Annotated in this window: 15 protein-coding genes; 5 read left to right on the top strand and 10 right to left on the bottom strand. The window is 68.4% G+C overall.

What is annotated here, in order from left to right; genetic code table 11:
• Positions 1 to 1,093: 1,093 nt before the first annotated feature.
• Genes D893_RS08080 through D893_RS08065 form a run of 4 tightly spaced genes read right to left on the bottom strand, consistent with a single transcriptional unit; the run spans position 1,094 to position 6,265 of the window.
• Positions 1,094 to 1,768 carry a cytochrome b/b6 domain-containing protein gene (locus D893_RS08080; protein WP_018946330.1) on the bottom strand — a complete coding sequence of 225 codons (675 nt, stop codon included), beginning with the start codon at positions 1,766 to 1,768 and terminating at the stop codon, positions 1,094 to 1,096.
• 5 nt (positions 1,769 to 1,773) lie between these two features.
• Complete coding sequence (locus D893_RS08075) at positions 1,774 to 2,976, bottom strand: lipocalin-like domain-containing protein (protein ID WP_110619507.1); 1,203 nt, start codon at positions 2,974 to 2,976, stop codon at positions 1,774 to 1,776.
• Positions 2,976 to 5,522 carry an ABC transporter permease gene (locus D893_RS08070; RefSeq protein WP_018946332.1) on the bottom strand — a complete coding sequence of 849 codons (2,547 nt, stop codon included), beginning with the start codon at positions 5,520 to 5,522 and terminating at the stop codon, positions 2,976 to 2,978. The genes D893_RS08075 and D893_RS08070 overlap by 1 nt, the downstream gene beginning before the upstream one ends.
• Entirely contained in the window at positions 5,519 to 6,265 is a 747-nt protein-coding gene (locus D893_RS08065) for an ABC transporter ATP-binding protein (protein WP_246863894.1), read from the bottom strand. Before D893_RS08065 ends, D893_RS08070 begins: the two co-directional genes overlap by 4 nt.
• 358 nt (positions 6,266 to 6,623) lie before the next feature.
• Here D893_RS08065 and mgtE (D893_RS08060) point away from each other — a divergent pair, with 358 nt between their 5' ends.
• From mgtE (D893_RS08060) to D893_RS08045, 4 genes are all read left to right on the top strand, one after another.
• Positions 6,624 to 7,985, top strand: coding sequence for a magnesium transporter (gene mgtE, locus D893_RS08060; protein ID WP_110619506.1), 1,362 nt, complete (start codon positions 6,624 to 6,626; stop codon positions 7,983 to 7,985).
• Positions 7,986 to 7,997: 12 nt separating this feature from the next.
• Positions 7,998 to 9,356: a magnesium transporter gene (gene mgtE, locus D893_RS08055; protein ID WP_110619505.1), complete on the top strand. Its 1,359-nt coding sequence runs from the start codon at positions 7,998 to 8,000 to the stop codon at positions 9,354 to 9,356.
• A 113-nt stretch (positions 9,357 to 9,469) separates the two neighbouring features.
• Positions 9,470 to 10,696, top strand: coding sequence for a flavodoxin-dependent (E)-4-hydroxy-3-methylbut-2-enyl-diphosphate synthase (ispG, locus tag D893_RS08050; RefSeq protein ID WP_110619504.1), 1,227 nt, complete (start codon positions 9,470 to 9,472; stop codon positions 10,694 to 10,696).
• Positions 10,693 to 10,989 carry a hypothetical protein gene (locus D893_RS08045; protein ID WP_110619503.1) on the top strand — a complete coding sequence of 99 codons (297 nt, stop codon included), beginning with the start codon at positions 10,693 to 10,695 and terminating at the stop codon, positions 10,987 to 10,989. Before ispG ends, D893_RS08045 begins: the two co-directional genes overlap by 4 nt.
• A gap of 15 nt (positions 10,990 to 11,004) precedes the next feature.
• On the opposite strand, the gene D893_RS08040 is transcribed toward D893_RS08045, so the two are convergent.
• From D893_RS08040 to rpsO, 6 genes are all read right to left on the bottom strand, one after another.
• Positions 11,005 to 15,450 carry a response regulator gene (locus D893_RS08040; RefSeq protein WP_110619502.1) on the bottom strand — a complete coding sequence of 1,482 codons (4,446 nt, stop codon included), beginning with the start codon at positions 15,448 to 15,450 and terminating at the stop codon, positions 11,005 to 11,007.
• Positions 15,451 to 15,465: 15 nt separating this feature from the next.
• Entirely contained in the window at positions 15,466 to 16,386 is a 921-nt protein-coding gene (locus D893_RS08035) for a diguanylate cyclase (RefSeq protein ID WP_110619501.1), read from the bottom strand.
• On the bottom strand, positions 16,383 to 19,643 hold the full coding sequence (locus D893_RS08030) for a hybrid sensor histidine kinase/response regulator (protein ID WP_110619500.1): 3,261 nt from the start codon (positions 19,641 to 19,643) through the stop codon (positions 16,383 to 16,385). Before D893_RS08030 ends, D893_RS08035 begins: the two co-directional genes overlap by 4 nt.
• A gap of 107 nt (positions 19,644 to 19,750) precedes the next feature.
• Positions 19,751 to 20,368, bottom strand: coding sequence for a class I SAM-dependent methyltransferase (locus D893_RS08025; protein ID WP_077243682.1), 618 nt, complete (start codon positions 20,366 to 20,368; stop codon positions 19,751 to 19,753).
• Positions 20,369 to 20,426: 58 nt separating this feature from the next.
• On the bottom strand, positions 20,427 to 22,514 hold the full coding sequence (gene pnp / locus D893_RS08020; RefSeq protein ID WP_110619499.1) for a polyribonucleotide nucleotidyltransferase: 2,088 nt from the start codon (positions 22,512 to 22,514) through the stop codon (positions 20,427 to 20,429).
• Between the two features lie 129 nt (positions 22,515 to 22,643).
• Positions 22,644 to 22,913 carry a 30S ribosomal protein S15 gene (gene rpsO / locus D893_RS08015; RefSeq protein ID WP_018934781.1) on the bottom strand — a complete coding sequence of 90 codons (270 nt, stop codon included), beginning with the start codon at positions 22,911 to 22,913 and terminating at the stop codon, positions 22,644 to 22,646.
• 172 nt (positions 22,914 to 23,085) lie between these two features.
• Here rpsO and D893_RS08010 point away from each other — a divergent pair, with 172 nt between their 5' ends.
• The gene (locus D893_RS08010; RefSeq protein ID WP_110619498.1) at positions 23,086 to 25,719 is read left to right on the top strand and encodes an EAL domain-containing protein; all 2,634 of its coding nucleotides are present in this window, start codon (positions 23,086 to 23,088) and stop codon (positions 25,717 to 25,719) included.
• Positions 25,720 to 25,730 lie beyond the last annotated feature (11 nt).

The following is a 25,730-nucleotide window of genomic DNA, read 5'->3' as shown; positions in this document are numbered from 1 at the left end:
TGCGCTCTCTCGCGAGCGCACCGCGAGGTCCTTTCTTGCTTGCCCAAGAAAGGACCCAAAGAAGGGCACCCGGAGCTCGCCCGGGAACCTTGCTCCGGGCGCCTCGCGCCGGCGGCGCCGAACTCGCGAAGCTACGCTTCGCTCAGACATCCGGCGCCTTGTTTCCGGCGCGAGGCACCCTCCGCAAGGGGCTCGCAACGGGAGGGGGTAAACCGGAGGCGCTCCGGCCATTGGTGCCCCGGTCCCGGCCCGGCTGATCGTGGGGCGCCCGAATCGTGCATTCCCCGGTTCCTGATGCAGCGGCGGTCCGGTGCACCAACGGATTCAAGCTTTGGTACGGGCCCTTCGCAGAGCTCATTCCCGTCCATCCTTACAAAGGAATCGCGTGTGGGCAGAGGCTCCACCCCGAAACCCTGATGGAAGAAGATCATGTGGCTCGGCAGGGCATGCCCATGGCCCTACCCGGGCACCCTCCCGGTGCCGGGTATGCAACAGTGACTGTGGGAGCTTGCTTGCAAGCGAACCGAAGGCTCGTGGTGTCCTTTGGGGGCGACATCTTCCCATGCGACACGGCATCCGGCCCCCGATCGGCCGGAGGGCCGGCCTCCTGCGGGGGGCAGGCTTCAACACGGTGGGAGGCGAGCCCTCTCGCCGATCCGGCACAATCGGTTGCCAACGGTCCTGGTCTCGGCCGGGGCGTTCACAACCCCCGGCCTGCCCGCCTGGCGGAAAAGGAACGGGCGGTCGTCCTGCGGCCCCGTTTGCCGCACCGAGCGCAGAGGTCGGGCGCGGGAGAAAAGGCGCTGCTTGTCTGAGCGAAGCGCAGCTTCGCGAGTTCAGCGCCGCCCGCGACCGGCCTCGGAGCGAGGGCATCCCGGGCCGCGTCAGCGGACCGGGATGCGGCAGTCGGGGTGACTTCTTTGGGTCCTTTCTTGTTCACACAAGAAAGGACCTCGCGGCGCGCTCGCGAGAGAGCGCAACACCCCCGGCGGCAGCCAAAGCCGCCGACTCCGCAGCGCCAGCTCAAAGCGCCGCGGCAGCGGTCAGGCCCGGCAGCAGCCCGTTCGCTTGCAAGCAAGCTCCCCACAGCCAGTTACCCCCAGACGGAGCCGACCCCGAACACCAGTGCGGCCACCATCAGCGCCAGCACCAGCCCGAACCAGGGATTCGCGATATGCGGGTGGTCCGACCAGGCTCCGCGCTTGTAGCCGGTGATCATCGCCCCAATCAGGCGGATCCGCAGGATGAACTGGTAGGTGAACACGGCCAGTACGTGGACGCCGATCACGATCAGCAACAGATCGAAGTTCCAGTTGTGCAGCCGCGTCATCGTACGTTCGACGTCACGGCTGACGGAATCGGCCAGCGGCCCCTGGTTGAAGATGTCGTCATTGGCGAACAGCCCGGTGACCGCCTGCACCAGCAGCAGCACCAGCATCAGCAGGACCGCCCAGCCACCCAGCGGGTTGTGGCCGAGGTATTCGGGTGCCGTCCCGCGCAGTCGGCCCCACACGTAACGCGCGACCGTCACCGGCCCCGCCAGCCAGTGGCGAAAACGCGCCGTCTCGCTGCCGACAAAGCCCCACACGATGCGGAACAGCAGCAGCCCCAGCACGGTGTAACCCAGCCACTTGTGCCACCGGAACAGCATGAATTCGGTGCTGGTGTACCACAGGCCCACCAGACACAGCAGCAGCCCCCAGTGAAAAACCCGCGTCGGCCAGTCCCAGACCTTCACCCGCAGGGCATCCGCGTTGCCACCGGTCATTCCGTTCATTCCTCGTCCTCGCGTTCATAGCCGGTCAGTTCCACGAAGCCGCGGCCCAGAAGCTCGCCCTCCTGGTCACGGATGTCCACCGCGCCTTCCCAGTAGGGAATGACCGTATCCATTTCCTGAAATTCCCGCACCGCCTCCACGCGGAAACGCCGGGGCGAGTTGCCATCCGGCAGCGTGACCGTCATCGCCCAGACCACCGGATAGCGGTTCCCCGAGGGCATGCGCGCATGCCGCAGCGGCTCCAGCTCCACATGCTCCGGGCGCAGCTCGTGGTCCGGGGCATCGGCCGGCATCCAGCGGCCCTTCGACCGCTCGTGGGGCGCGCCGTCCTCGCGGCGCAGCTGGTAGTACATGAGGTCGGTCCCGTCGTCGAACTGCAGCGCAAACCAGTTCCAGCCGATCTGGCCCGCGGCCAGCGCGCCGCTGCTCCATTCGCGGTCCAGCCAGGCCTGCCCCGACAGCAACCTTTCGTCGTCGTTGGCGTCGCGCAGGGTACCCCGCGCGGCGATCCGCGGGACCGAGTAGTAGTAAGACGCATTGCCCGGCTCCGGCCCCTTCTGGCTCAGACCTGCCTCGCCCTGCAGCACCGGGGCGCGCTCCGGGTCCAGCTCCAGTTCCAGCTCGCGCCCGTCCACCGTGAACCGCAGGTCCCAGGTGTCGCCTGCCAGGCCGGCCAGCTCCCAGTCCTCCAGCCACACCCGACCCGCCGGCTCGCTGGCCCCGGCCAGCCCGGCGGCATCCCGGGCGAAACGCTCCTCCGAACCGTGCCAGTCGCCCTCCACGTCGAGGATCGCAGCATGCGCCATCCACAGCCGCGGCGTGGCCCAGCTCGACCCATGAAACGCCGGGTCGCCCTCCAGCTCCGGCGCCAGCGCCACCCGGAAGAAGGTGATGTGAAAGCCATGGCGTCCGCCGTCGGGGTCATCCAGATTGCCGGTCAGATACCACCACTCGTTGCGAAACCGCGGGTGCGGTCCGTGATCCCGGGGAAACTCGAAGGCCCGCGGTCCGTCGGCGCGACGAAAGCCCTCGACATCCTCCACCCCCAGGGCATCGCCGACCCGCAGCGCTCCGCCGTTCCCGTCGACCCCGGCATCGGGCTCCGGGGGCTCCCCGGTGCACGCCACCAGGGCCATCAGAAACACGCCCGGGGCGCCCTCCCGGAGCACATCCAGTCCTCGGCGCATCATTCCCGCCATCAAGCCACCTCCCGCAACGCCGGCAGCAGGCGCATCCGCGCCATGCGCCAGGCCGGCCACAGCGAGGCCAGCAGGGCGGCCACGAGACCGATGAACACCGTCCCGGCCACCTCGCGTCCCGGCCAGCGCAGGTCCATGCCCCAGCCGAAGGCCTGACGATTGATCACCTCGATCAGGATCCAGCCCATCCCCAGCCCCCCGGGGATCGCCGCGAGCACCGCGAACAGCCCCAGCACCCCGCCCTGCAGCAGCACCAGGCCCCGCACGCCCCGGGGTTCCAGCCCTAGGCTGCGCAGCGTCGCGAACTCGCGGGCGCGCTCCATCTGCAGCGCCATCAATGCCCCGAGGATGGCGATGAAGGCTACTACGAGGGTGATGATCCGCAGCAGGTGGGTGACCGCGAAGGTCCGGTCGAAGATCGCCATGGATTCCTCCTCGAGAGTGTCGGGCCGCGTTACCACCGCGGCCGGATCCCGCTCCGCCAGCCACGCCTCGATGCGTTCGGCCGCAGCGGCGGCATCCGCACCCGATGGCAGGACAAGCCCGAAGGACCCCACGCCGTCCGGCGCCGGACCGTCACGCGCGTACGCCGCATGGGGCATCATTACCCGCCCCCGAGGCGAGCCATAGTCCCGGTAGACCCCTGCCACCGCGAATGACCGGCGGCCGCCCGGCACCATCAGCTCGAGGGTCTCCCCGGCCTGCAGGCCATGGTGCGCGGCGAACGGCTCGGTCACCAGCACGGCCTCGCCGGCGGCCAGACGGTCCGCCAGCCCGCCCCGGGGACCATCCACCTGCAGCAGCGGCAGGTGTTCCAGCCAGTCGGGGTGCGGCCGCACCACGAACAGCTCGACCCGACCCGCGTCGCTGCCGGTCTCCACCGTGGTACCGGTACTCAGCGATTCGGCCCCGGATTCGCTCAACAGCGGCCCGGCCCAGTCCTGCGGCAGCCGCGCCGAATCCCGTGCCGCGGCCGGCGCGACCGGAGTGACATAGAGATCGGAGGTCAGCGCCTGCCCCAACCACTGTTCCACGCTGCCGCGAAAACTGCCCACCATCACGGAGACTGCGATGGTCGCGGCCAGAGCCAGGGTCAGGGCCGAGACGGCCGGACCACTGCGCGAGAGACTGCGTTCCAGGCTGCGCAAGCCGATCCGCGTCAGGGTCCGACCGGCGCTGGCGACGGCGAGACCACGCAGCACCCACGCCAGGGCCCACGGCAGCAACAGCACGAACCCGGCAATCAGCAGGAACAGCCCGAAGAACGCCCCCGGCAGGCCCCCGAGTGCGCTGATCAGCACCAGCGCCCCGGCCGCCAGCAGGATCAGGGAAGCCGCCGCGACGCGTTGCACCCGCCGCCGCGCCCGCAACTCGCCACCCCCCGCCCCCTGCGCCGAGGGGCCCGCGTGGCGGGCCGCTTCCAGTGCCGGGGCCAGCGCGGCCAGCAGCGCCACGCCCACGCCCAGCACCAGCACGGCCAGCAGTGCCAGCGGGCGGGGTGTCACCCGGGTGACCGCTGCGGCGAAGAAATGATCGGTGACCGTCTGCGCCACCTGCGCAACCAGCACCTGCGCCAGGGCAATCCCGGCCAGCGCCCCCAGCAGCGTCCCGATCAGTCCGACCACCGCGGCCTCCAGCAAAACCACGGCGACGACCCGACCGCGTCCCACTCCCAGCAGGCGCAGACTGGACAGGAGCTCGCGCCGGCGCAGCACCGAAAACGTCTGGGTGTTGTAGACCAGAAACGCCGCGATCAGCAGCGCCAGCAGACTCATCGCCGTCAGGTTGATGCGAAACGCCCGCGCCAGCTCGCGCGAGGCCTGATCGCGTGCCCCGGACGCGACGATCTCCAGCTCCTCGGGGTTCACCCCCGCGGCCCCGGCGGCCCGCTCCAATGCGCGTTCCATCGCCCGTTGCGCCTCGGCGTCCTCCAGCCGCAGGTCGATGCGGTCGAGGCGCCCCTCGCGGCCCAGCAGGACCTGGGCGGTGGCGATGTCGGTCACCCACACCCGACCGTCGTCCTGGCCGGCGCCGTCGGCCGCGAGCACCCGCACCGCGTGGCGCCCGCCGGCCGCCTGCAGTTCGACCCGGTCGCCATCCGCCGCATCCTGCTCCGCGAACCACTGGCGTGGCGGCAATACCGTCCCGGGCTCGGTCAGCAGCCGCTGCACGGGTGCCGCGCCGATGTCCGAGGCGGCGCCGCGGAACGGCCCCTCGGCGAACGGATCCACGCCCAGCAGGTAGATACTGCGGCCATCTTCCAGCCGCGCGGCCCCCTCCACCACCGGCGCCGTCTCCCGCTGGCCGGCGGTGCGCAACTCCGCATACACGGCCTCGGCGAATCCCTGTGGCGGCCCCAGCACCTGATGGGTGGCGGTACCGGCCACGGTCTCCATGGAACGGTCGAAGGCCCGCTGCGCGGACTGGTTGGCCAGATCCACGGCCAGCACCACGGCGACCGCAATAACCACCCCCAGCAGGGTCAGTACCCGCTGCAGGGGACGGCGCCGCCAGTCTCGCATCCAGGCCCGCCACACCAGATTCATGGCCTTGCGGCACCCTCCAGGCGGCCGTCGCGCATGGTGTAAATGCGGTCGAGGCGTCCGGCCAGTTCCGCGCTGTGGGTCACCAGCAGCAGGGCGCTGTCATGCGTGGCCACCTGCTCCAGCAGCAGCGAGAAGACCGACTCGCCGGTGACCGAATCGAGGTTGCCGGTCGGTTCGTCGGCCAGGATCAGGGCCGGTTGATGCACCAGCGCGCGGGCGATGGCCACGCGCTGCTGTTCCCCGCCGCTGAGGGCTTCGGGCAGGCGTCCGCCCAGTCCTTCCAGACCGACCGCCGCCAGCGCGGCGTCCGCACGCCGGCGGCGCTCCGCCACCCGCGCCCGGCGGCCCGGAACGTCATCGGGGAGCCCGGCCAGCTCCAGCGCCAGCATCACGTTCTCGCGCGCATCGAGAGTGGGGATCAGATGGAACGACTGGAACACGATCCCCGCGACACGCCGGCGCAGACGCGTGCGGCCGGCCTCGTCCAGGGCACCGAGCGAGGCCCCCGCCAGCCGCACCTCGCCCTCGCCCGGGTGCTCCAGCCCCGCGGCCAGGTGCAGCAAGGTGGACTTGCCGGAACCGCTCTCGCCGACGATCGCCACCCGCTCCCTCGGCGCCAGTGTCAGGTCCACCCCGCGCAGCACCGGCGTGTCCGGCGTGCCCGGATAGGCGAACGCCAGTGAACTCACGGTCAGGACCGGTTCCCTTGACGGAGCGGCGGGCGGGGAGGGATGGGAAGACATGTATGGCTCCATCATGAACAAGCGACCGGGCACGGCCGGAAAGGTTCGCGCCAGCGGGCAAACCGGTGCAAGCATTGCGTGCAAGCACTTGAATGAAACGGAAGACCCGTTAAAATGAGGGAACCTGCCACAAGGGAACGCATGATGAAACGCCGAACACGCTGTCGATCTATCGTCGCCCGGCCGTAAGCACTGTGCACCCTTCTCCGCCGCTTCCGCCGGGCCTCATGACACAAGAGCGCCGGGAGGCGGCCGGATCCTTCGATCTGCCCCGTCCAGGAAATCCGATTACGACGGTCCTTCGTCATCACCGCACCGCGCGTGCCGGTGATCCGCAATCGACCGCCGGGAGCAGGGCATGGAACACAACCTCGAACAGTCCATCATCGAGCTGCGCGAACTCGTCCGCCTGGACGACCGCGACAGCCTCGACGAGCTGCTGGACTACATGCGCATCCAGGACATCGCGCATGCGCTGATGGAGTTGCCCTCGGACGACGTGGCCCCGATCTTCAACCGGCTGCATCCCGGGCGCAAGGCCGACGTCTTCGCCTATCTCGACATCCCGTTCCAGCTGCGACTGCTGAATGCATCCTCGCGCGAGGATGCGCGGTTTCTGCTCTCCGAGATGGAAACCGACGACCTCACCGCCCTGCTCCAGACCCTGGATGCCGAGCGTCTGCGCGAATACCTGCGTCTGCTCCCGTTCCGGGCCATCCGCCGGGCGCTGAAGCAGCTCAACTACCCCGAGGAATCGGTCGGCCGCGTGATGTCCCCGTCGGTGGTAGCCGTGGACCCGGACTGGACGCTCAAGCGCGCACTGGCCCACGTGCGGCGCACCGGTGACGAACACTCCAACAACGTGATCTTCGTGGTCGACGATGACCGCACCCTGCTGGCCGCCATTCCCATCCGGCGGTTCCTGCGCGCCGAGCCCGACAGCCCCGTGCGCAGCCTGATCGACGACGAATCGCCCTACACCGTGCAGGTGGACGCCGACCGCGTCGAGGCCGCCCGGCGCATCCAGCACTACGACATCGAGAGCCTGCCGGTGGTGGGCGACAACGGCGAGCTGCTGGGCGTGGTCACGGTGGACGACGTCATGGACGTGATCGAGGCCGAGTCCACCGAGGATTTCCACAAGCTGGGTTCGGTGGGCAACCTCCCGCTGAGTCCGCGCCAGGCCAGTCCGTTCCTGCTGTATCGCAAGCGGGTCGGCTGGCTGCTGGGGCTGGTGGCGTTCAACACCCTGGGCGCCTTGATGATCTCGCAGTACGAGGAGGCCATCGAAGCGGTGGCGGTGCTGGTGTTCTTCCTGCCGCTGATCATCGACTCCGGCGGTAACGCCGGGGCGCAGAGTTCCACCCTGATGGTGCGCGCGATGGCCACCGGCGAAGTCACCACGCGCGACTGGCTGCGCCTGTGGGCCAAGGAGCTGGGCGTAGCCACCGGCATCGGCGTCAGCATGGGGATCGCGGTATCGCTGCTGGGCCTGTGGCGCGGCGGCATGGAGATCGCGGTGCTGGTGGCGATCGCCATGACCCTGATCGTGGCCTTCGCCAGCATGGTCGGCATCCTGCTCCCGGTAATCCTGCGCAGCCTCAAGCTCGACCCCGCGACCGCCAGCGTACCGCTGGTCACCGCCATCGCCGACCTCGGCGGCATCGCCATCTATTTCTCGCTGGCCGTGGCCATGCTCGGCCTCGCCACGCCGGCCTGAGGGAAATCCGCCATGAGCCCGACCGATCACGACATCGACAACCTCCCCGACACCCTGCGCACCGCCCTGGAGCAGGGCTCCGACGGGCCGCTGAACGCGATCTGCAACGCGCATGCGGCGCCCGACCTGTCGGACGCGCTGGAGACCCTGCCCGAGGATCAGACGGTCGCCTTCTTCCAGCGTCTGGAACCGGCCTGCGCCGCGCCGGTGTACGCGCACCTGGAGTCCGATCACCAGTCCCGGGTACTGGCCGCGCTGGACGAGCAGAAGGCCGCGGACCTGGTCGCCGCCCTTTCGCTGGACGACGCCGTGGCGGTGATCGACGGCCTGGGCGACGAGCATGCCGACTCCCTGATGGAGACCCTCCCGGCGGAGAGCCAGGAGGCCGTGGGCTCGCTGCTGGCCTATCCGGAAGAAAGCGCCGGGCGCGTGATGACCCCGGAGTACGTCACGGTGCAGCCCGAGTGGACGGTGAGCGAGGCCATGGAGCATCTGCGCGCCCACCACGAGGTGGCGGAGACCGTGAACACGGTGTTCGTGACCACCGCGGCCGGCGAGCTGCTGGCCTGGGTGCGGCTGAAGGAGCTGCTGCTGGCACGCGCCTCCGCGCGGGTTGCCGACCTGATGCACACCGACGTGGCCAGCATCACCGCCGAGGAGGACCGCGAGGAGGCGGCCCACCGCATCAGCCACTACGACCTCAACGTGCTGCCGGTGGTCGACGACCAGGGCCACATGCTGGGCATCATCACCGTCGACGACGTCATGGACGTGCTGCGCGCGGAAACCACCGAGGACTTCCACCGCATGGCCGCGGTGGGCGACGTGGTGCTGTCGCTGCGCGACGCCAGCATGGGCCTGCTGTACCGCAAGCGCATCGGCTGGCTGCTGATCCTGGTGGTGGTCAACATCTTCGCCGGGCTGGCGATCGCCCGCTACGAGGCGGCCATCGAGGCGGTAGTCGCCCTGGTCTTCTTCCTGCCGATGGTGATCGCCACCGGCGGCAATACCGGCTCGCAGGCGGCGACCCTGGTGGTACGCTCGCTGGCGGTCAACGATGTCCGATTGCGCGACGCCTGGCGCCTGGGCGGCAAGGAACTGCTGGTCTCGACCGCGCTGGGCGTAACCCTGGCGGCCGCCATCTGGCTCTCCGGCAACTGGCTGGGCTCGCTGGAGGTCGCCAACGCCATCGCCCTGGGCATGTTCCTGGTGGTGGTGTTCGGCGCGATGTTCGGCATGCTCCTGCCGTTCGCCCTGACCGCCCTGCGGCTGGACCCGGCGGTGGCCAGCGCGCCGCTGATCACCTCGGTGGTCGACATCGGCGGGATCCTGATCTATTTCGGCGTAGCCGTGGCGGTGCTGGGCCTGTAACGGGCGTCACCGCCGCGCAATCACCCGCGCGGCCTGCGGCGGCTCGGCAGGCCCGCGCGACTGCGTTAGACTCGGCCCCGTTCCGGCCCGACTCAGCACGCGAGTACACGACCATGAGCACGCCTCCCGTCCGGCACCGCACCGTCCCCGTCCGCGTTGGTCCCGTGACCGTGGGCGGCGAGCATCCCGTGGTGGTCCAGTCGATGACCAACACCGACACCGCCGACGCCCTGCGCACCGCGGTCCAGGTGGCCGAACTGGCGCGCGCCGGCTCCGAGATCGTGCGCATCACGGTCAACTCGGCCGATGCCGCGAAGGCGGTGCCGGAGATCCGCGAGCGGCTCGACGCGATGGGCCTGGGCGTGCCGCTGGTGGGGGACTTCCACTTCAACGGCCACAAGCTGCTGACCGAATATCCCGAGTGCGCCGAGGCCCTGGCCAAGCTGCGCATCAATCCGGGCAACGTCGGTCGCGGCTCGAAGCGCGACGCGCAGTACCAGGCGATGATCGAGACCGCCATCCGCTTCGACCGGCCGGTACGCATCGGCGTGAACTGGGGCAGCCTGGATCAGGAACTGCTGGCGCGCATGATGGACGAAAACGCGCAGCAGCCGGAGCCGCTGGAACCCCAGGCGGTGATGGAGCAGGCGCTGATCACCTCGGCGCTGGAGAGCGCGGCCGAGGCCGAACGCATCGGCCTGCCGCATGACCGCATCATCCTGTCGGCCAAGGTCAGCGGCGTGCAGCCACTGATCCGGGTCTACCAGGACCTGGCCGCGCGCTGCGACTACCCGTTGCACCTGGGCCTGACCGAGGCCGGCATGGGGGCCAGGGGGATCGTCGCCTCCACCGCCGCGCTGTCCGTCCTGCTGCAGCAGGGCATCGGCGACACCATCCGCATCTCGCTGACCCCGGAACCCGGCGGGGACCGCACGCAGGAGGTCACGGTGGCGCAGGAGATCCTGCAGAGCATGGGGCTGCGCAGCTTCCTGCCCTCGGTGGTGGCCTGCCCCGGCTGCGGCCGCACCTCCAGCGAGTACTTCCAGCACCTGGCGCAGGACATCCAGAGTTATATCCGCCAGCAGATGCCGACCTGGAAACAGCATTACCCCGGAGTGGAAGAGATGACCGTCGCGGTGATGGGCTGCGTGGTCAACGGCCCCGGCGAGAGCAAGCATGCCGACATCGGCATCTCCCTGCCCGGCACCGGGGAGCAGCCGGTCGCGCCGGTCTACGAGGACGGCGAGAAGACCGTGACCCTCAAGGGCGAACATATCGCCGAGGACTTCCAGGCCCGCGTCGAGGCCTACATCGAACGCCGCTACGGACAGGCCGGATGAACGTAAGCGCCGACCACGACCCGCAACTGCTGCGACGCGTGCAGGCCCTGTTCGAGGACCCGCGCATTCAGGGCTGCAACTGGCAGCCGCGGCTGTTCTGGCACCCGACGGAAAGCGGTGGTGCCTTCGGTGCGCCGCGGGTGGACCCGCGCGAACTGGAGGTGTTCCTGGCGACGGTGGCGGGCGAGGCGTCGCAGTATCTGGAAGCGCTCGAGGCCGAGCAACCCGGGCGCGGCCGCTTCCTGGCTGCCAACGCCCGGCGCCACGAACTCCCGCTGTTCACCCGCGTCTGAACCGCCGGACCCGGGTCATTCCCGCATGCCGTCCAGCAGCCGGTCCAGTGCCGTCAGGGCGGCGTCGAAGTCCAGGCTCTCCAGCCCCTCGGCGATCGCCTGCACCTCCGGATCGAGACCGCGCCCCTCGAGCTGCGGCCGCAGCCCGTCGAACTCGCGGCGCGCACCCAGCTGATTCTGTGCCACGCGTTCGCGCAGGGCGCGCAGCGCCTCGTGCGGGAACGGCCCGCAGGGCTCCGCCGAAGCCGGACTCGGGTTCTCCCGGTCACCCCCGTGCGCCACCCCGCCCAGTCCGGCCACCGCTGCCGTCGCCTCGGCCAGGGCGGTTTCCAGGGACTGCAGACGCGTCTCCAGCTCCTGCGTTTCCGGGTCGCCGTCACGCAGGGCCAGTTCCACCGCCTCCGCGGCCGTGCGCAATTCGGCGGCCTCCAGTGCCGCGGCCACCCCCTTGAGGGAATGCGCCAGGCGTTGTGCGTCTTCCGCGCGATCCTGCTCGAGCCGCTCCCGCAGACGCCGGCCGGCGTCGCTGTAATCCCGCTCCAGACCGGCCAGCATCTTGCGCAGCAGGGCCGGCTTGCCACCACAACGAGCCAGCGCGGCCGGAAGGTCGAACGGTGGCAGCGACTCCGGCAGATCGGGCTCGGGCGCGGGCTCCGGCGCCGCCTGCATGGCGTCCGCGCCGGCCTCGCATGCCTGCGAGTCACCCGCCCCCGGGACGTTGTTCATCCAGCGGCCGAGCGTTTCCTCCAGCACCTGCGGATCGATGGGCTTGGTCACGTGGTCGTTCATGCCCGCCTCCAGGCTGCGCTCGCGGTCGCCCTCCATCGCGTGGGCGGTCATGGCGATGATCGGAATCTCGGCCAGATCGGGGCGTGCGCGGATGCGCCGGGTCGCGGTCAGTCCGTCCATCCGGGGCATCTGGATATCCATCAGGATCAGGTCGAACGTCTCGTTGCGTGCCTTCTCCACCCCCTCGCGCCCATCCTCCGCCCAGGTCACTTCGCAGCTCAGGTCCTGCAGGAGTTCGGTCGCCAGCTCGCGGTTGATGACATTGTCCTCCACCAGCAGGACCCGGCTCCCGGACATGTCCGCGGATTCCCGTTTGCCCTTTTCCGCCGGCGCGGGCATCGGGGAGGTCTCCTCCGGGTGCACGTGAAACAGTCCCGAAAGGGTATCCAGCAGGGTGGACTGGCTCACCGGCTTGAGCAGGATGCCGTCGACCCCCGCGCGCTCCGCACGCCCCAGAACCTCCTCGCGGGCAAAGCCGGTGACCATCAGAACCGCGGGCATTCGCGCCCCTTCGTGGGCCTTGATGCGCTGCGCCACTTCAATGCCGTCGACGCCCGGCATGCGCCAGTCGGTCAGCACAAGATCGTAGGGACGTCCCTCTTCCAGTGCCTGATCGATCTGCGCCAGTGCGGCAGCACCGGAGGGCACCACCTCCACCTCCATCCCGAGGTAACGGCACATCTCCTCCAGCGTCTCGCGCGCGCTGGCGTTGTCATCCACCACCAGCGCGCGGCGGCCGGCCAGCTCCGCGCCGGTAAGCCGTTCACCCAGGGTCTCGTGCGGATCCCCGGCGGCCGTATTCAGCCCCAGGCGCACACTGAAATGGAAGGTACTGCCCCGTCCCGGCTCGCTCTCGACACCGATTTCGCCCCCCATCATCTCCACCAGCTGCCTGGAGATCGCCAGACCCAGGCCCGTGCCCTCCTGCTGGCGGGTCACGGAGCCGTCGAGCTGGGTGAAGGACTGGAACAGCCGCCGGGTCTCCTCCCGGCTCATGCCGGGGCCAGTATCGCGCACTTCGAAACGCAGCACGGCTTCGTCCTCTTCCATGCGTTCGCAGGTCGCGCCCACCACCACCTCGCCTTCCTCGGTAAATTTCACCGCGTTGCCAACCAGGTTGGTGAGGATCTGCCCGAGCCGCAGGGCGTCCCCCGTCAGGTTATGCGGAAGACCGGGATCCACCCGGTGCACGAGCTCCAGCCCCTTGTCCTCGGCCTTCAGACCGACGATGTCCCAGACGTTGCGGAGCACGTCTTCCAGCGCGAACGGGCTTTCCTCCAGCTCCAGCTTTCCGGCCTCAATCTTGGAGAAATCCAGGATGTCGTTGATCAGTCCCAGCAGAGCCTGGGAAGCACTGTCAATACGGTCCAGATAGCCACGCTGCTTTGGAGTCAGCTCAGTGCGCCGAGCCAGGTGCGTCATGCCGATGATCGCGTTCATCGGCGTACGGATCTCGTGACTCATGTTGGCGAGAAATTCGCTCTTGGCCCGGGTGGCGGACTCGGCCTCGTCACGGGCCCGGGTCAGAGCCTCCTCGGCCCGGATACGATCGGTGATGTCGTAGTTGGCCGCGCGCTGTCCCATGTACAGCCCGCTTTCCGCATACACCGGGGTGCAGTGATGGCGCAGCCAGCGTTCCTTGCCCGCGCGCGTGACGATGCGGAAATCAAACGCGCCATCCACATGCTTCTCGTGGATCTCGTACAAATGCTGATCGAACCCCTCGCGATCCTCCACGTGCACGATCTCGCGCAACAGGTCGGGGTTCCGGTAGAACTCGGCATCGCCGTAGCCGGTCACCGCCTGACAGGAAGGCGAGCAGTAGCGGAACTCGAACTCGGGAGTCAGCCAGTAGATCCAGTCAGTCGCCAGATCGCTGATCAGGCGAAAGCGCTCCTGACTCTCGCGCAGCTCGGCCTCGCTTTCGCGCCGGCGGGTCACATCCAGCATGGAGCCCACCGTCCCGCGCGCCCGACCCTGTCGATCCCGCAGCACCCGCGCGGTGACGTCCATCCAGCGCACCGCACCCTCGCTGGTCAGCACGCGCAACTCCTCGTTGTACTCGGCCAGCCGGTCACCCACGAAGGCGTCGCACTGGTTGCGACCGTACCCCTGATCCTCCGGGTGCAGCAGATCCATCCAGCTGTGCCCGATGAACGGCTCCCGCGCCAGGCCCGTAACTTCGCTCCACGACGGACTCAGATAGGTGATGCGATGCTCCAGATCCGTCTGGAACACCACCTCCTTGAGATTCTCGGCGATCACCCGGAAATGATAGTCGGCCGCGGCATCCTCTCCTCCGTCGCCCGGGATCACGGCATCACGCCCGGCCGGTCCGGCGGTGTCGGTGGCTGCGGGCGGGAGATCGCAGGTCACCGGCTGCGCGGACTCAATGGCGGCCCCGCCGGGACGGTTGCCCTGGCGCGGGACGGTGTCGCCATAGAGATCCAGGCTCGTGTCCCCGGTGATGGACTGAAAGGTCTCGACGATCTGGCCCAGACCGACCGGCAGCACGAACCCGGGGCTGCGTCCGTAACTCTTGCGCCCGAGCACGAAAAGCCCCGGCTCGGGATTGCCCACGGTGGACACCCCGAGGCTGTGCCACAGCTCGTGCGGATCCTCGACGGTCGCGAGCATGGCCGCAGCCAGCCCCATGGGCGCGCCGGTGGCGTAACAGGCGTGGAACTGCAGCGGTTCCAGCCAGGCGTTGTCCGGGACATGGCCGGTCAGCGCGTGCACCCGGTCCACGCTCATGCGCCGGGTCCCGTCGGGTCCGCGGAGCTCCACATCCAGCCCGCCACGCACGCCCGGGCCGTGCTCCAGCCGTACCACCTGCGTCTGCGGCAGCCGCCGTGCGCCACGGTCACCGGCGGTCGCGTCCAGGACCCGCGCGAACCGAGCCCCGCGCTCGGGAAACGGATCCCGCTGCGGCCAGTCGGCCGGCAGGGGGGCCGGTTCCTCGAAGGCCCACAGCAGCTCCGCAGGCGGCGAGCCCGTCGGCGGATCCAGCCAGTGTTCGACCGCCAGCGCGGCCTCGGCTCCGCCGCCGGCCACCAGGATGCATTCGGCGGGCGGCAGGGCTTGACCCTCCTCGCCCTCCGGCGCCCGGGGTCCGTACAGGATGCGTCCGCCCAGCTCGCGCTCCCCCGAGGCCGGCAACCCGCCGGGCCCCAGCCACTGTGGGTGTCCCGCCACGCCGGTGGTGTCGATCAGCAGATCGGCCTCCAGCTGGCGCTCACGTCCCTGCTCGTCCACCAGCACGCGGAACGGGTGACGGGCGCGTTCCGGATCGCCAATGCCGGTATTCGCCCGCATGCCGTCGCGACTTGCCGCCAGCACTCGCGTCTCGAGCAGAAGGTCGCAATCCCGGTGTGCCAGCACCCCGGCGAGCCGCTCGCAGTACTCGCGACGAAACTCGCCGGCGGTCGGGAAAGCATCCGGATCGGGAAGAGCGTGTCCCTGCCCGCGCAACGCGTCACGCCCCAGCGGCGAGGTGCACTGTTGCCAGGAGGTGAACATCCGTATCCCGGCCCAGTCGCGCAACGCGGGAGCGACCGCGCGGGAACGCTCGGCCAGCAGCACACGATAGCCCAGGCGCGTGGCATACAGGGCCGCTTCCAGCCCGACAGGGCCGGCTCCGGCAATCAGTACGGTCTTTCTGGAAGCCCCCATTTTGCGCTGCGTTGCTCAGCGCTCCGCGGAGCCGGCAGCACAGACCCGGTTCCGTCCCTCCGCCTTGGCGCGGTAGAGCTGCTCATCGGCCCGCGCCACCACCCGCAGGGCGGACTGGCGCGGCTGGCAATGCAGCGTGGCCACGCCAAGGCTGGCGGTCACGTGATCCGCCACTTCGGACGCCGGATGGGGGACACCGAGTTCGACGATCGCCTCCCGCACCCGCTCGGCCACTGCCGCGGCATCCTCCAGCGCGGTTTCCGGCAGGATGCAGCCGAACTCCTCCCCCCCGTAACGTGCGGCCAGGTCGGCGGGACGCGAGATGGTCTCGTCCAGCACCCGCGACACTTCGCGCAGACAGTCATCCCCCCGCACATGCCCGAGCGTGTCGTTGAAGGGCTTGAAATAGTCGATATCCATGAGGATCACCGAGAGTTCGCCCTGGGTCCGCGCGAGCCGTGCATTCTCGCGTTCCAGGGTCTCCTCGAACTGGCGCCGGTTGGCCAGCCCGGTCAGCCCGTCGGTCACCGCCATGCGGGTCAGTTGATCGCGGGCGCGCTTGAGCTCGATCTGATGCTGCACCCGCAACCGGACCACCGGCGGATTGATGGGCTTGTTCACGTAGTCGACCGCGCCCAGTTCCAGACCCCGGGCCTCGCCCTCGGTATCTCCCACCCCGGTAATGAAGATCACCGGGACGTTCGCCGTCGCGCGCTCGGACTTCAGCCATTCACAGACCTGAAAACCGTCCGTTCCCGGCATCATCACGTCGAGCAGGATCACGTCCGGACGCGCCGAGGCGGCAAGATCCAGCGCGCGTTTCCCGTTCGTGGCGAACAGCACCTCGTGTTCGTCCTCGAAGATCCCGGCCAGCAACTCGATGTTGGCAGGCTCGTCATCCACCACGAGGATACGTGCCCGATGGTCACTGTTCATAAGCCTTCTCCACTTTCCCTCAGCAGCCGGTCCACCGCCACCAGCGCCTGTTCGAAATCCAGTTGTTCAATGCGGGACCCCAGTTCCCGCACGAGGGCGTCCTGGCCGTGCCCGAGGAGCCGTCCGCTCAGCTCGCGGAAATGCGCCCGGGCACGCAGGTTGTTGCCTTCGATCAGCACACGCAGCTCGCGCAGCTCATCCTCGGGCAGGGGGCCGGTCTCCATATCGTGAAGGGGCCCGTCCCCGGAACCGCTCTCCGGGGCATCCTCCGCGTCCCCGTCGGCAACCAGACCACGGGCCGCTTCCAGTGCCGGCGCCAGGTGCTCGTCCAGCTCCGCAAGGCGCCCGAACGCGGCGCCCTCGTCTCCCTGCGCGAGTTCATTCTCGATCCGCTGCGCGCAGGCCTGCACTTCGCGCAACTCCAGGGAACCCGCGACGCCCTTGAGCGAGTGCGCCAGTCGATGCGCCTCGTCGCGGTGGCCGGTTTCCAGCAGCGACCGCAATTCCTCGACCACCCCGCTGTAACGCTCCTCCAGGCTGAGGATCATGCGCCGCAGCAGCGACGCCTTGCCGTTGCAGCGCGCCAGTGCCGCCGGGAGATCGAACGGCGGCAGCTCCTGCGGCAGCCCGTCGCCGCCCGACGCACCGGAACCGGTGGTCGCAGACGGCATTGGCGAGCCCGTGCTGTCATCGCCCGCCCCCCCGGACGCGGCTCCCTGGTGCACGCATCCGATCCACTCGGAAAGTGTCCGGGCCAGGGCAGCGGGGTCGATCGGCTTGGTGACATGGTCGTTCATCCCCGCCTCCAGGCTCTTCTCGCGATCGCCGGCCATCGCATGGGCCGTCATCGCGATCACCGGAAGGTCCCGGAAACGCGCGTCCCACCGCAGCTCGCGCGTGGCACTCAGCCCGTCCATTTCGGGCATCTGGATGTCCATCAGCACCGCGTCGAAGGATGCGGCCTCAACGGCCGCCAGCGCCTCGCGACCGTCCTCCACCGTGGTGACGTCACAGCCCAGATCCTCCAGGAGCTCCACCGCCAGATCCCGATTGATGGCGTTGTCCTCCGCCAGCAGGATGCGGCAGCCGTCCAGGCGCGGCGTGTCGGCCGTCATGCCGGGGGCCGCTTCGCGCACCCGGTCGCCTTCATCATCCGCATTCAGGAGTTCGACCAGGGTGTCGTGCAGCGTGGATTCGGTCACCGGCTTGAGCAGGAGACCATCCACGGTCTCTTCCGCCTTCTGCAGGATTTCATCGCGGCTGAACCCGGTCACCATCAGAACCGAAGGGACCTGTCGCTTGCGTTCGGCATTGATGTTCTGCGCCACCTCCAGACCATCCATCCCCGGCATGCGCCAGTCGGTCAGCACCATATCGTAATGCACGCCCTTTTCCACCGCCCGGTCCAGCATGCCCAGGGCATCCGGGCCGGAGGGCGCCGTATCCGCCTCGATTCCCAGATCGCTCAGCATCGCGGCCAGGGTTTCCCGGGCCGCGTCCGAGTCATCGACCACCAGCACCCGGCGCCCGCGCAGTGATCGGGACACGACCGGACGCGCGGGCTGTACCTGCTCCGTCTCCACGCCCAGACGTGCGGTAAAGCTGAATGTCGCCCCCTCGCCGGGCGTGCTTTCCACCCCGATGTCGCCGTGCATCATTTCCACCAGCTGCTTGCTGATCGCCAGCCCGAGCCCGGTGCCTTCCTGGCGCCGGGTCACCGAGCTGTCCAGCTGCGTGAAAGAACGGAACAGCCTGCGGGCCTCCTCCTCGGACATCCCCGGTCCTGTGTCGCGCACCGAGAAGCGCAGGGTGGCATAGCCGTCGTCGATCGCCTCGGCCGAGACATGCACCACAACCTCGCCCTGCTCGGTGAACTTGACCGCATTGCCGGCGAGATTGGTCAGAATCTGCCCCAGCCGGAGGGCATCCCCTCGCAGCAGGCGCGGTGTACCCGGCGCGACGTGGTGCACCAGTTCCAGTCCCTTCTCCTCGGCCCGGTGGCCGACCACGTCGGTGACCCCGTTGAGCACGGAATCGAGGTGGAACGGAGCATCTTCCAGTTCGAGCTTGCCGGCCTCGATCTTGGAAAAGTCGAGGATGTCGTTGATCAGGCCGAGCAGGCGCTGGGCGGCGTTGTCGATCTTGTCCATGTACCCGCGCTGGCGCGGGGTCAGCTCGGTCCGCCGTGCCAGATGGCTCATGCCGATGATCGCGTTCATCGGGGTGCGGATCTCGTGGCTCATATTGGCAAGAAACTCGCTCTTGGCACGCGTCGCGCTTTCCGCCTGCTCGCGGGCGCGACGCATCTCGGCCTCGAGATCACGACGCACCCGCACCAGACGATTCAGGATCAGCGTGGTGACCCCGCCCACGATCAGGACCACCAGCACGGTCCAGGCCGCGAACTGGATCAGCAGATTGCGCAGGGGCTCGGTGACCGCCGCCCGATCCAGACTGAGCACCTGATGCCAGTCGGTTCCGGGGATCCGGGTGACGTGCAGCAGGCGCTGCTCTCCGTCAACCGTCACCTCCCGGAGCTCGCCCTCGCGATCGGGATCCAGCGGATCGAAGCCGCTGCCTTCGTCGATGCTGTCGACCAGCGGGCGGAGAACCCGCGAGGAGTCCGGATGGGCCACCACCATGCCATCCTCGTCTACCAGCACGATCTCGCCGTCCCAGCGCAGATCCAGACCGGTCACGCTTCGCGTCACTTCCTGCAGACCGATGTCCCCCGCGGCGACCCCGTAAAGCCCTCCGGTATCGCGATACACCGGCATGCCCATGGAGATGATCAGCCGGTCCTGGGCGGCATCCTCGAAAGGCGCGGTGATGTAGAGATCATCCGCTTCCACCGCCCCCTGGTACCAGGGGCGGGTGCGCGGATCGAAATCGTCCGGCAGCGTGGCCTCGGGGTCGGACATGATCATGCCGCCCTGCTGATCCCCGATGTAGGTCAGATCCACCTCGCCCATGCGTTCGAACTGCTGCAGGACGGGACGCGGATCCCGCCCCTGCGGGATCTCGCCGGCGAGCCCCCGGATCAGGCGCGCATTGGACGTGAACCAGTGAGAAACGTACAGGGCAGTGGAATCGGAGGTGGAGGCGACCTCCGAACGGACGGCCTCGCGGGTTTCGGTCTCCAGCATCTGGTAGGCGACGGTCGCCAGCACCGCGCCCAGCAGCACGATGGCGGCAAGCACCAGCAGCAGAAGCCGATAATGGAAGGACTGAAAGGAGGCCTGATCGCGCTGTGTCATCCGCGGTTCCCCGGGGTGGGCATGTCATGCTGCGGCCGTGGGATTATTCCAGCACAACCCTAAGGGTCTTGCCCCTCGTACCGCAACCACCGCCGGATGGCCGGGAATCAGGCGGGTTTGCGGAAAGCCACCTGTTTCCAGTAACCGAACAGGCTGGCGGGTTCCACCGCCTCGGGCTCGCAGCCGGTCAGGTGCACGAAGTGGTCCAGCTCCATGTCCGGACGAAAGCCCACCGCCCGCGAAAGAGGCCGCAGGCTGCGTTCCACCCCGCGCAGCAGCCATTGCCGGGACGCGAAATGGTTGACCAGAAGGATCTGTCCGCCCGGGCGGCACACCCGCCACATCTCGGCGAACATGCGGTCGGGATTGGGGACCACGGACGCCACGTACATCCCGACCACGGCGTCGAAGCTGTCGTCGCGGAAACCGAGTGCTTCGGCGTCCATCTCGGCCACGCCGCGCACCCCCGGCAGACCGCCGTTGATGCGTTCCTGCGCGACCTGCAGCATCTCGCGCGACACGTCGATCCCGACCAGATCCACGCCGTCGGGGTATTCCGGAAACGAAATCCCGGTTCCGACCCCGACCTCGAGAACCCGTTTGCCTTCCAGCGGCGCGAGGGTCTTCTGCGCGCTGTGCCGCCCGGTGGCGAACACTCGCCCGAAGGTCGCGTCGTAATGCCGCGCATAGCGCCGATAGCTCTTGCGAATACTGACCAGATCCATGCCTGTCGCCCCCGAAGGAAACCGCCGCCCGGCCCGGGCCGGGCCCGCCGACCCGCCCTCAGGCGTCTTCTTCGACCGCCTTCATGCTCAGGCGGATACGGCCCTGCTTGTCGACCTCCAGCACCCGCACGGTGACCGAATCCCCCTCGGAGAGGAAATCACTCACGTTCTCCACGCGCTCGTCGGAGATCTGCGAGATATGCACCAGACCGTCACGCCCCGGAAGGATCGACACGAATGCGCCGAAGTCCATGATCTTGGCGACCTTTCCGGTGTACTGACGCCCCACCTCGATGTCCGCGGTCAGCTCCTCGATGCGGCGCTTCGCCTCGTTGCCGGCAGCCGCATCGGTGGAGGCGATCTTGACCGTGCCATCGTCACCGATGTCGATGGTGGTGCCGGTCTCCTCGGTCAGGGTACGGATGGTCGCCCCGCCCTTGCCGATCACGTCGCGGATCTTGTCCGGGTTGATCTTCAGGGTGATGAAGCGCGGCGCATGCTCGGACATCTCCTGGCGATGGGTGTCCAGTTCCGCGTTCATGCAACCCAGGATGTGCAGCCGGCCCTCGCGCGCCTGCTCCAGGGCCTTTTCCATGATCTCTCGGGTAATCCCGTCGATCTTGATGTCCATCTGCAGCGCGGTCACGCCGTCATGGGTGCCGGCCACTTTGAAGTCCATGTCGCCGAGGTGATCCTCGTCGCCGAGGATGTCGGAGAGCACGGCGAAGCGGTCGTCTTCCTTGATCAGGCCCATCGCGATGCCCGCGACCGGGGCCTTCAGCGGCACGCCGGCGTCCATCAGCGCCAGCGAGGTGCCGCACACCGAGGCCATGGAACTGGAACCGTTGGACTCGGTGATCTCGGAGACCACACGCACCACGTAGGGGAAGTCCTCGTCGTTCGGCATCACCGCGGCCACGCCGCGCTTGGCCAGACGGCCGTGGCCGATCTCGCGGCGCTTGGGCGAGCCGACGAAACCGGTCTCCCCGGTGCAGTATGGCGGGAAGTTGTAATGCAGCATGAAGCGGTCGCGGCGCTCGCCCTCGATCGCGTCGATCACCTGGGCGTCGCGGTCGGTGCCCAGGGTGGCCACCACCATCGCCTGGGTCTCGCCCCGGGTAAACAGCGCGGAGCCGTGGGCACGCGGCAACAGGCCGGTCTGCACGTCGATCGGACGGACAGTCTTCGTGTCACGTCCATCGATACGCGGATGCCCGTCAAGAATGCGATCACGCACTAGACGGTATTCCAGATCGTGCAGGGTGGTCTTGACCGCATCGGCATCGGGGCCGGAACCGTCGTCGCTCACCAGCGATTCAACCAGGCGGCTGCGCAGTTCGCTCAGGCGCTGGCTGCGGGTCTGCTTGTCGGCGATCTGGTAAATCTCGGTCAGCTCATCGCGCGCGGCCGCGGCCACGCGGTCTTCCACCGAGGCCTCGCTCTCCGGCGGCTGCCAGTCCCAGGCGGGTTCGCCCGCCTCGGCCGCCAGTTCGTTGATGGCGCGGATCGCAGCCTGCAGCTGTTCGTGGCCGTACATCACCGCGCCCAGCATGGTTTCCTCGGACAGCTCGCTTGCCTCCGACTCCACCATCAGGACCGCGTTTTCGGTCCCCGCCACGACCAGGTTCAGCTCGGATTCCTCCAGCGCGCTGAAGCTCGGATTCAACTGGTACTCACCGGCGCGGTACCCCACGCGGGCGGCGCCGATGGGCCCGCCGAACGGCACACCCGAGAGTGCCAGCGCCGCGGAAGCACCGATCATCGCGGGGATGTCGGGATCCACCTCGGGGTTGATCGAGACCACCGTCGCGATGACCTGGGTTTCGTTCTTGAAGCCTTCGGGAAACAGCGGCCGGATCGGACGGTCGATCAGGCGCGAGGTCAGGGTTTCCTTCTCGCTCGGACGCCCTTCACGCTTGAAGAAACCGCCCGGAATCTTGCCGGCGGCGTAGGTCCGTTCCTGGTAGTTGACGGTCAGGGGGAAGAAGTCGCGGCCCGGATCGGCTTCCTTGCGGGCGACCACGGTGACCAGGACCACGGTTTCGGCCATGTTCACCAGCACCGCGCCGCTGGCCTGGCGCGCGATGTCCCCGGTTTCGAGCGTGACGGTGTGATTTCCGTACTGGAACGACTTCTTGTATGACACGTTTTTTCCCGTTTCCCTTTGAATCCCGATGTGACTCGTCGGTGGACGAGCCGCTGAAAGTTCTCTCCGCAATCAATGCCCCAAACAAACAGGCCCGCACCAATGGCGCGGGCCCGGGGGGGGCGGGGCCTAGCGGCGCAGGCCCAGTTCCTTCACGATCGACTGATAGCGTTCGACGTCCTTGCGTTTGAGATAGGACAGCAGCTTGCGACGCTGGCTGACCATCTTCAGCAGGCCACGCCGGGAATGGTGGTCCTGCTTGTGCTTGTCGAAATGACCCATCAGATGCTGGATACGCGCCGTCAGGAGCGCAATCTGCACTTCGGGCGATCCGGTATCACTGGCATCGCGCTTGTGCTTCTCGACGATAGCCGATTTCTCTTCGGTAGTGAGCGACATGTAAGGCTGACTCCTGATTCCTGAACCGTCTGTCTGAGTGGCCAGTGGCGCTGGCGAACAGGCGCGTATGTTAGCACGCGCTCAAGCACCGTGAACAGCGAACGGACGAACGGCTGCCCCTGACCTGTTTCTGTTGTATTGTGAACTCCATCACTCCCCGACAGGGACAGTCATGACCACGCAGGAAACCCGCCGCCTCCAGGCCCGCATCCTGCTGCTGGCACTTGCGGTGCTGGTGCTGCTGGGCCTGATTGCGGCCAGTCTGACGGCCCACGCCTACTACCAGCAGGCGCGCGACCGCGCGGACCTGGCGCAGCAGGCCGCGCTGCAGCATCACGGGCAGGCGGTGGCGCAGTATTTCGACCGCCTGGAAGACATCGCCTGGCAGGTCGCCAGCCGCAGCCGCATCCGCGACGAACTGGCCGCCTACAATCGCGGGGCGACCGATCTCGAAGACCTGCAGGACTTCAGTCACGACAAACTGGAAGATGCCCTGCGCCCCTCCGGCGCGGCCGGCATCATCCGCCTGGATGCGGAAGGCCGCCAGGTACTGGCGGTGGGCGACGCCAACCCGGACCCGATCTACTGGCCGGACATCGACCCGGCGATGCGCGAGACCCGCATGCGCGATCACCTGGCCTGGGAGGGCCGGGCCTGGATCATGATCGCGGTGCCGATCCTCTCCCGCGAGGACGAATGGCTGGGCGCCGACATCCTGGTGTTCCCCGCCGAGGCCCTGGTCGGCGTGCTGGAGTCCGCCGCCGAGGGCGGCAAGGCCGCCTGGCTGGAGGGCCCGCAGGGAGTGGTGCTGCGGGTGGACGACATCACCTGGAGCCTGATGCCGACCGGCGCCGGGAACCTGGTGGCCCCGGCACTGCAGCAGGCCCGCGGAGGATCGCAGGCCCTGCAGCGCACGGACGGCGAGGTGGTCTTTGCGGTGCCGGTACGCCCGGGCTGGGGGCTGTCGATGGCCGTACCGGAGGAGGAACTCTACGCCGGCATGATGGCCCACCTGGCGCTGCCGGTCGGACTGGTCCTGGGCATGGCATTGCTGTCGGGACTGGGGCTGATCGGCGTGATCCGGCCGCTGTCACGCCAGGTGGTGGCGCAGTCCGAGGCCCTGGAGCGCGCGTCCGAGGAGCAGGAGGATCTGCTGGAGTACGCCAGCGGCTTCGTCTATCGCTTCGACCGCTCGGGTCGGGCGCGCTACATCTCGCCGGGCGTGGAACGGGTCCTCGGCCGCAGCATGGACCGCCTGCCAGAGACCACCCTGCGCGCCCTGGTCGAACCCTTCCTGCCCTATCTCGAGGGCACCGCCGTGCCCATCGACGGCGGCACCGATTCCGAGCTGCCACCGGCCCGCGCCGAGGTGACTGACAAGGCGGGCAACCCGGTGGTGCTGGAACTCAACGCCCGTGTCCGATACAACAGCGGCCACGTAGTGGATATCTTTGGCGTGGCCCGCGACGTCACCAGCCGCGAGGAGGCCCGGCGCCGGGTCAGTCACCTGGCCAACTACGACCCACTCACCGACCTGCCCAACCGCACCCAGCTCGACGAGCGCCTGGCGCGCGCGATTGAACGCTGCCGGCTCCACGACGAGCGCCTGGCGGTACTGTTCGTCGACCTGGACGGCTTCAAGTACGTGAACGACAGTCTGGGCCACCATCGCGGAGACGAGCTCCTGGAAGCGGTCGCCCGGCGCCTGCTGGGCGCCATCGACCGGCACTCCACCATCGCGCGCCACGGGGGCGACGAATTCGTGGTCCTGACCGAACACATTGCCGGCACCGACGATGCCGAACGGGTCGCCGATAATCTCCTGCGTGCGCTGGAGGCCCCCTTCCACGTGGCAGGTCAGGAACTGTTCATTGGGGCGAGTATCGGCATCAGCCTGTTTCCCGATGATGCGGCCTCCTCGGACATGCTGATCCGCAACGCGGACTCGGCGATGTACCGCGCCAAGGCTCGCGGACGCAATAACGTCCAGCTCTACACGGCGGACCTCACCGATGCCAGTCAGCGCCGGCTGGCGATCGAGGCCGGCCTGCGCCGCGCAATCGAGGGCAACGAGCTGGAGGTCGTGTATCAGCCACAATGGTATCTGCCTGGCGAAGGCCTGTCCGGCGCGGAGGCGCTGGTCCGCTGGCGGCATCCGGATTTCGGCATGATCAGCCCGGCCGAATTCATCCCGGTGGCGGAAGAGAACGGCACCATCGGACTGCTGGGGCGGTGGGTCCTGCGGGAGGCAGTCCGCAGGACCTGCGAATGGGGACCGCAACGACTGGGGCGAATCGGCGTCAACGTCTCCGGGCACCAGGTCCTGTTCGGCGACATCGCCGGGGACGTGCGGGCGGTGCTGGAAGAGACCGGCCTGGAGCCGTGGCGCCTGGAACTGGAGATCACCGAGGGCTTCGTAATGGACCATGCCGAACGCGGCATCGCGGTACTCGAAGAGCTGCGGGCCATGGGCGTGCAGCTGGCGATCGACGACTTCGGCACCGGCTATTCGTCGCTGAGTTATCTCAAGCGCCTGCCCGTCCAGCGCCTGAAGGTCGACGCCTCGTTCGTTCAGGGGGCCGACACCGACGCCGCCGACGCCGCGCTCACCGCGTCCATCATCGCCATGGGCCACAAACTTGGCCTGACGGTCATCGCCGAAGGTGTGGAAACCGCCACTCAGCGCGACATGATCATCCTGGACGGTTGCGACGAGGCTCAGGGTTATTACCTGGCCCGCCCGATGTCCACCGAGCAGATGGGGGCCTTGATCGAGGACCCCGTCCCGGCCTGTCGCCGGGACTGAACCCGGCTCGG

The organism is Thioalkalivibrio sp. ALE21 (genome assembly GCF_003208255.1).
GTDB lineage: Bacteria > Pseudomonadota > Gammaproteobacteria > Ectothiorhodospirales > Ectothiorhodospiraceae > Thioalkalivibrio > Thioalkalivibrio halophilus.
The sequence above is the reverse complement of the archived record's forward strand: the minus strand, read 5'-3'. Positions and strand labels throughout refer to the sequence as shown.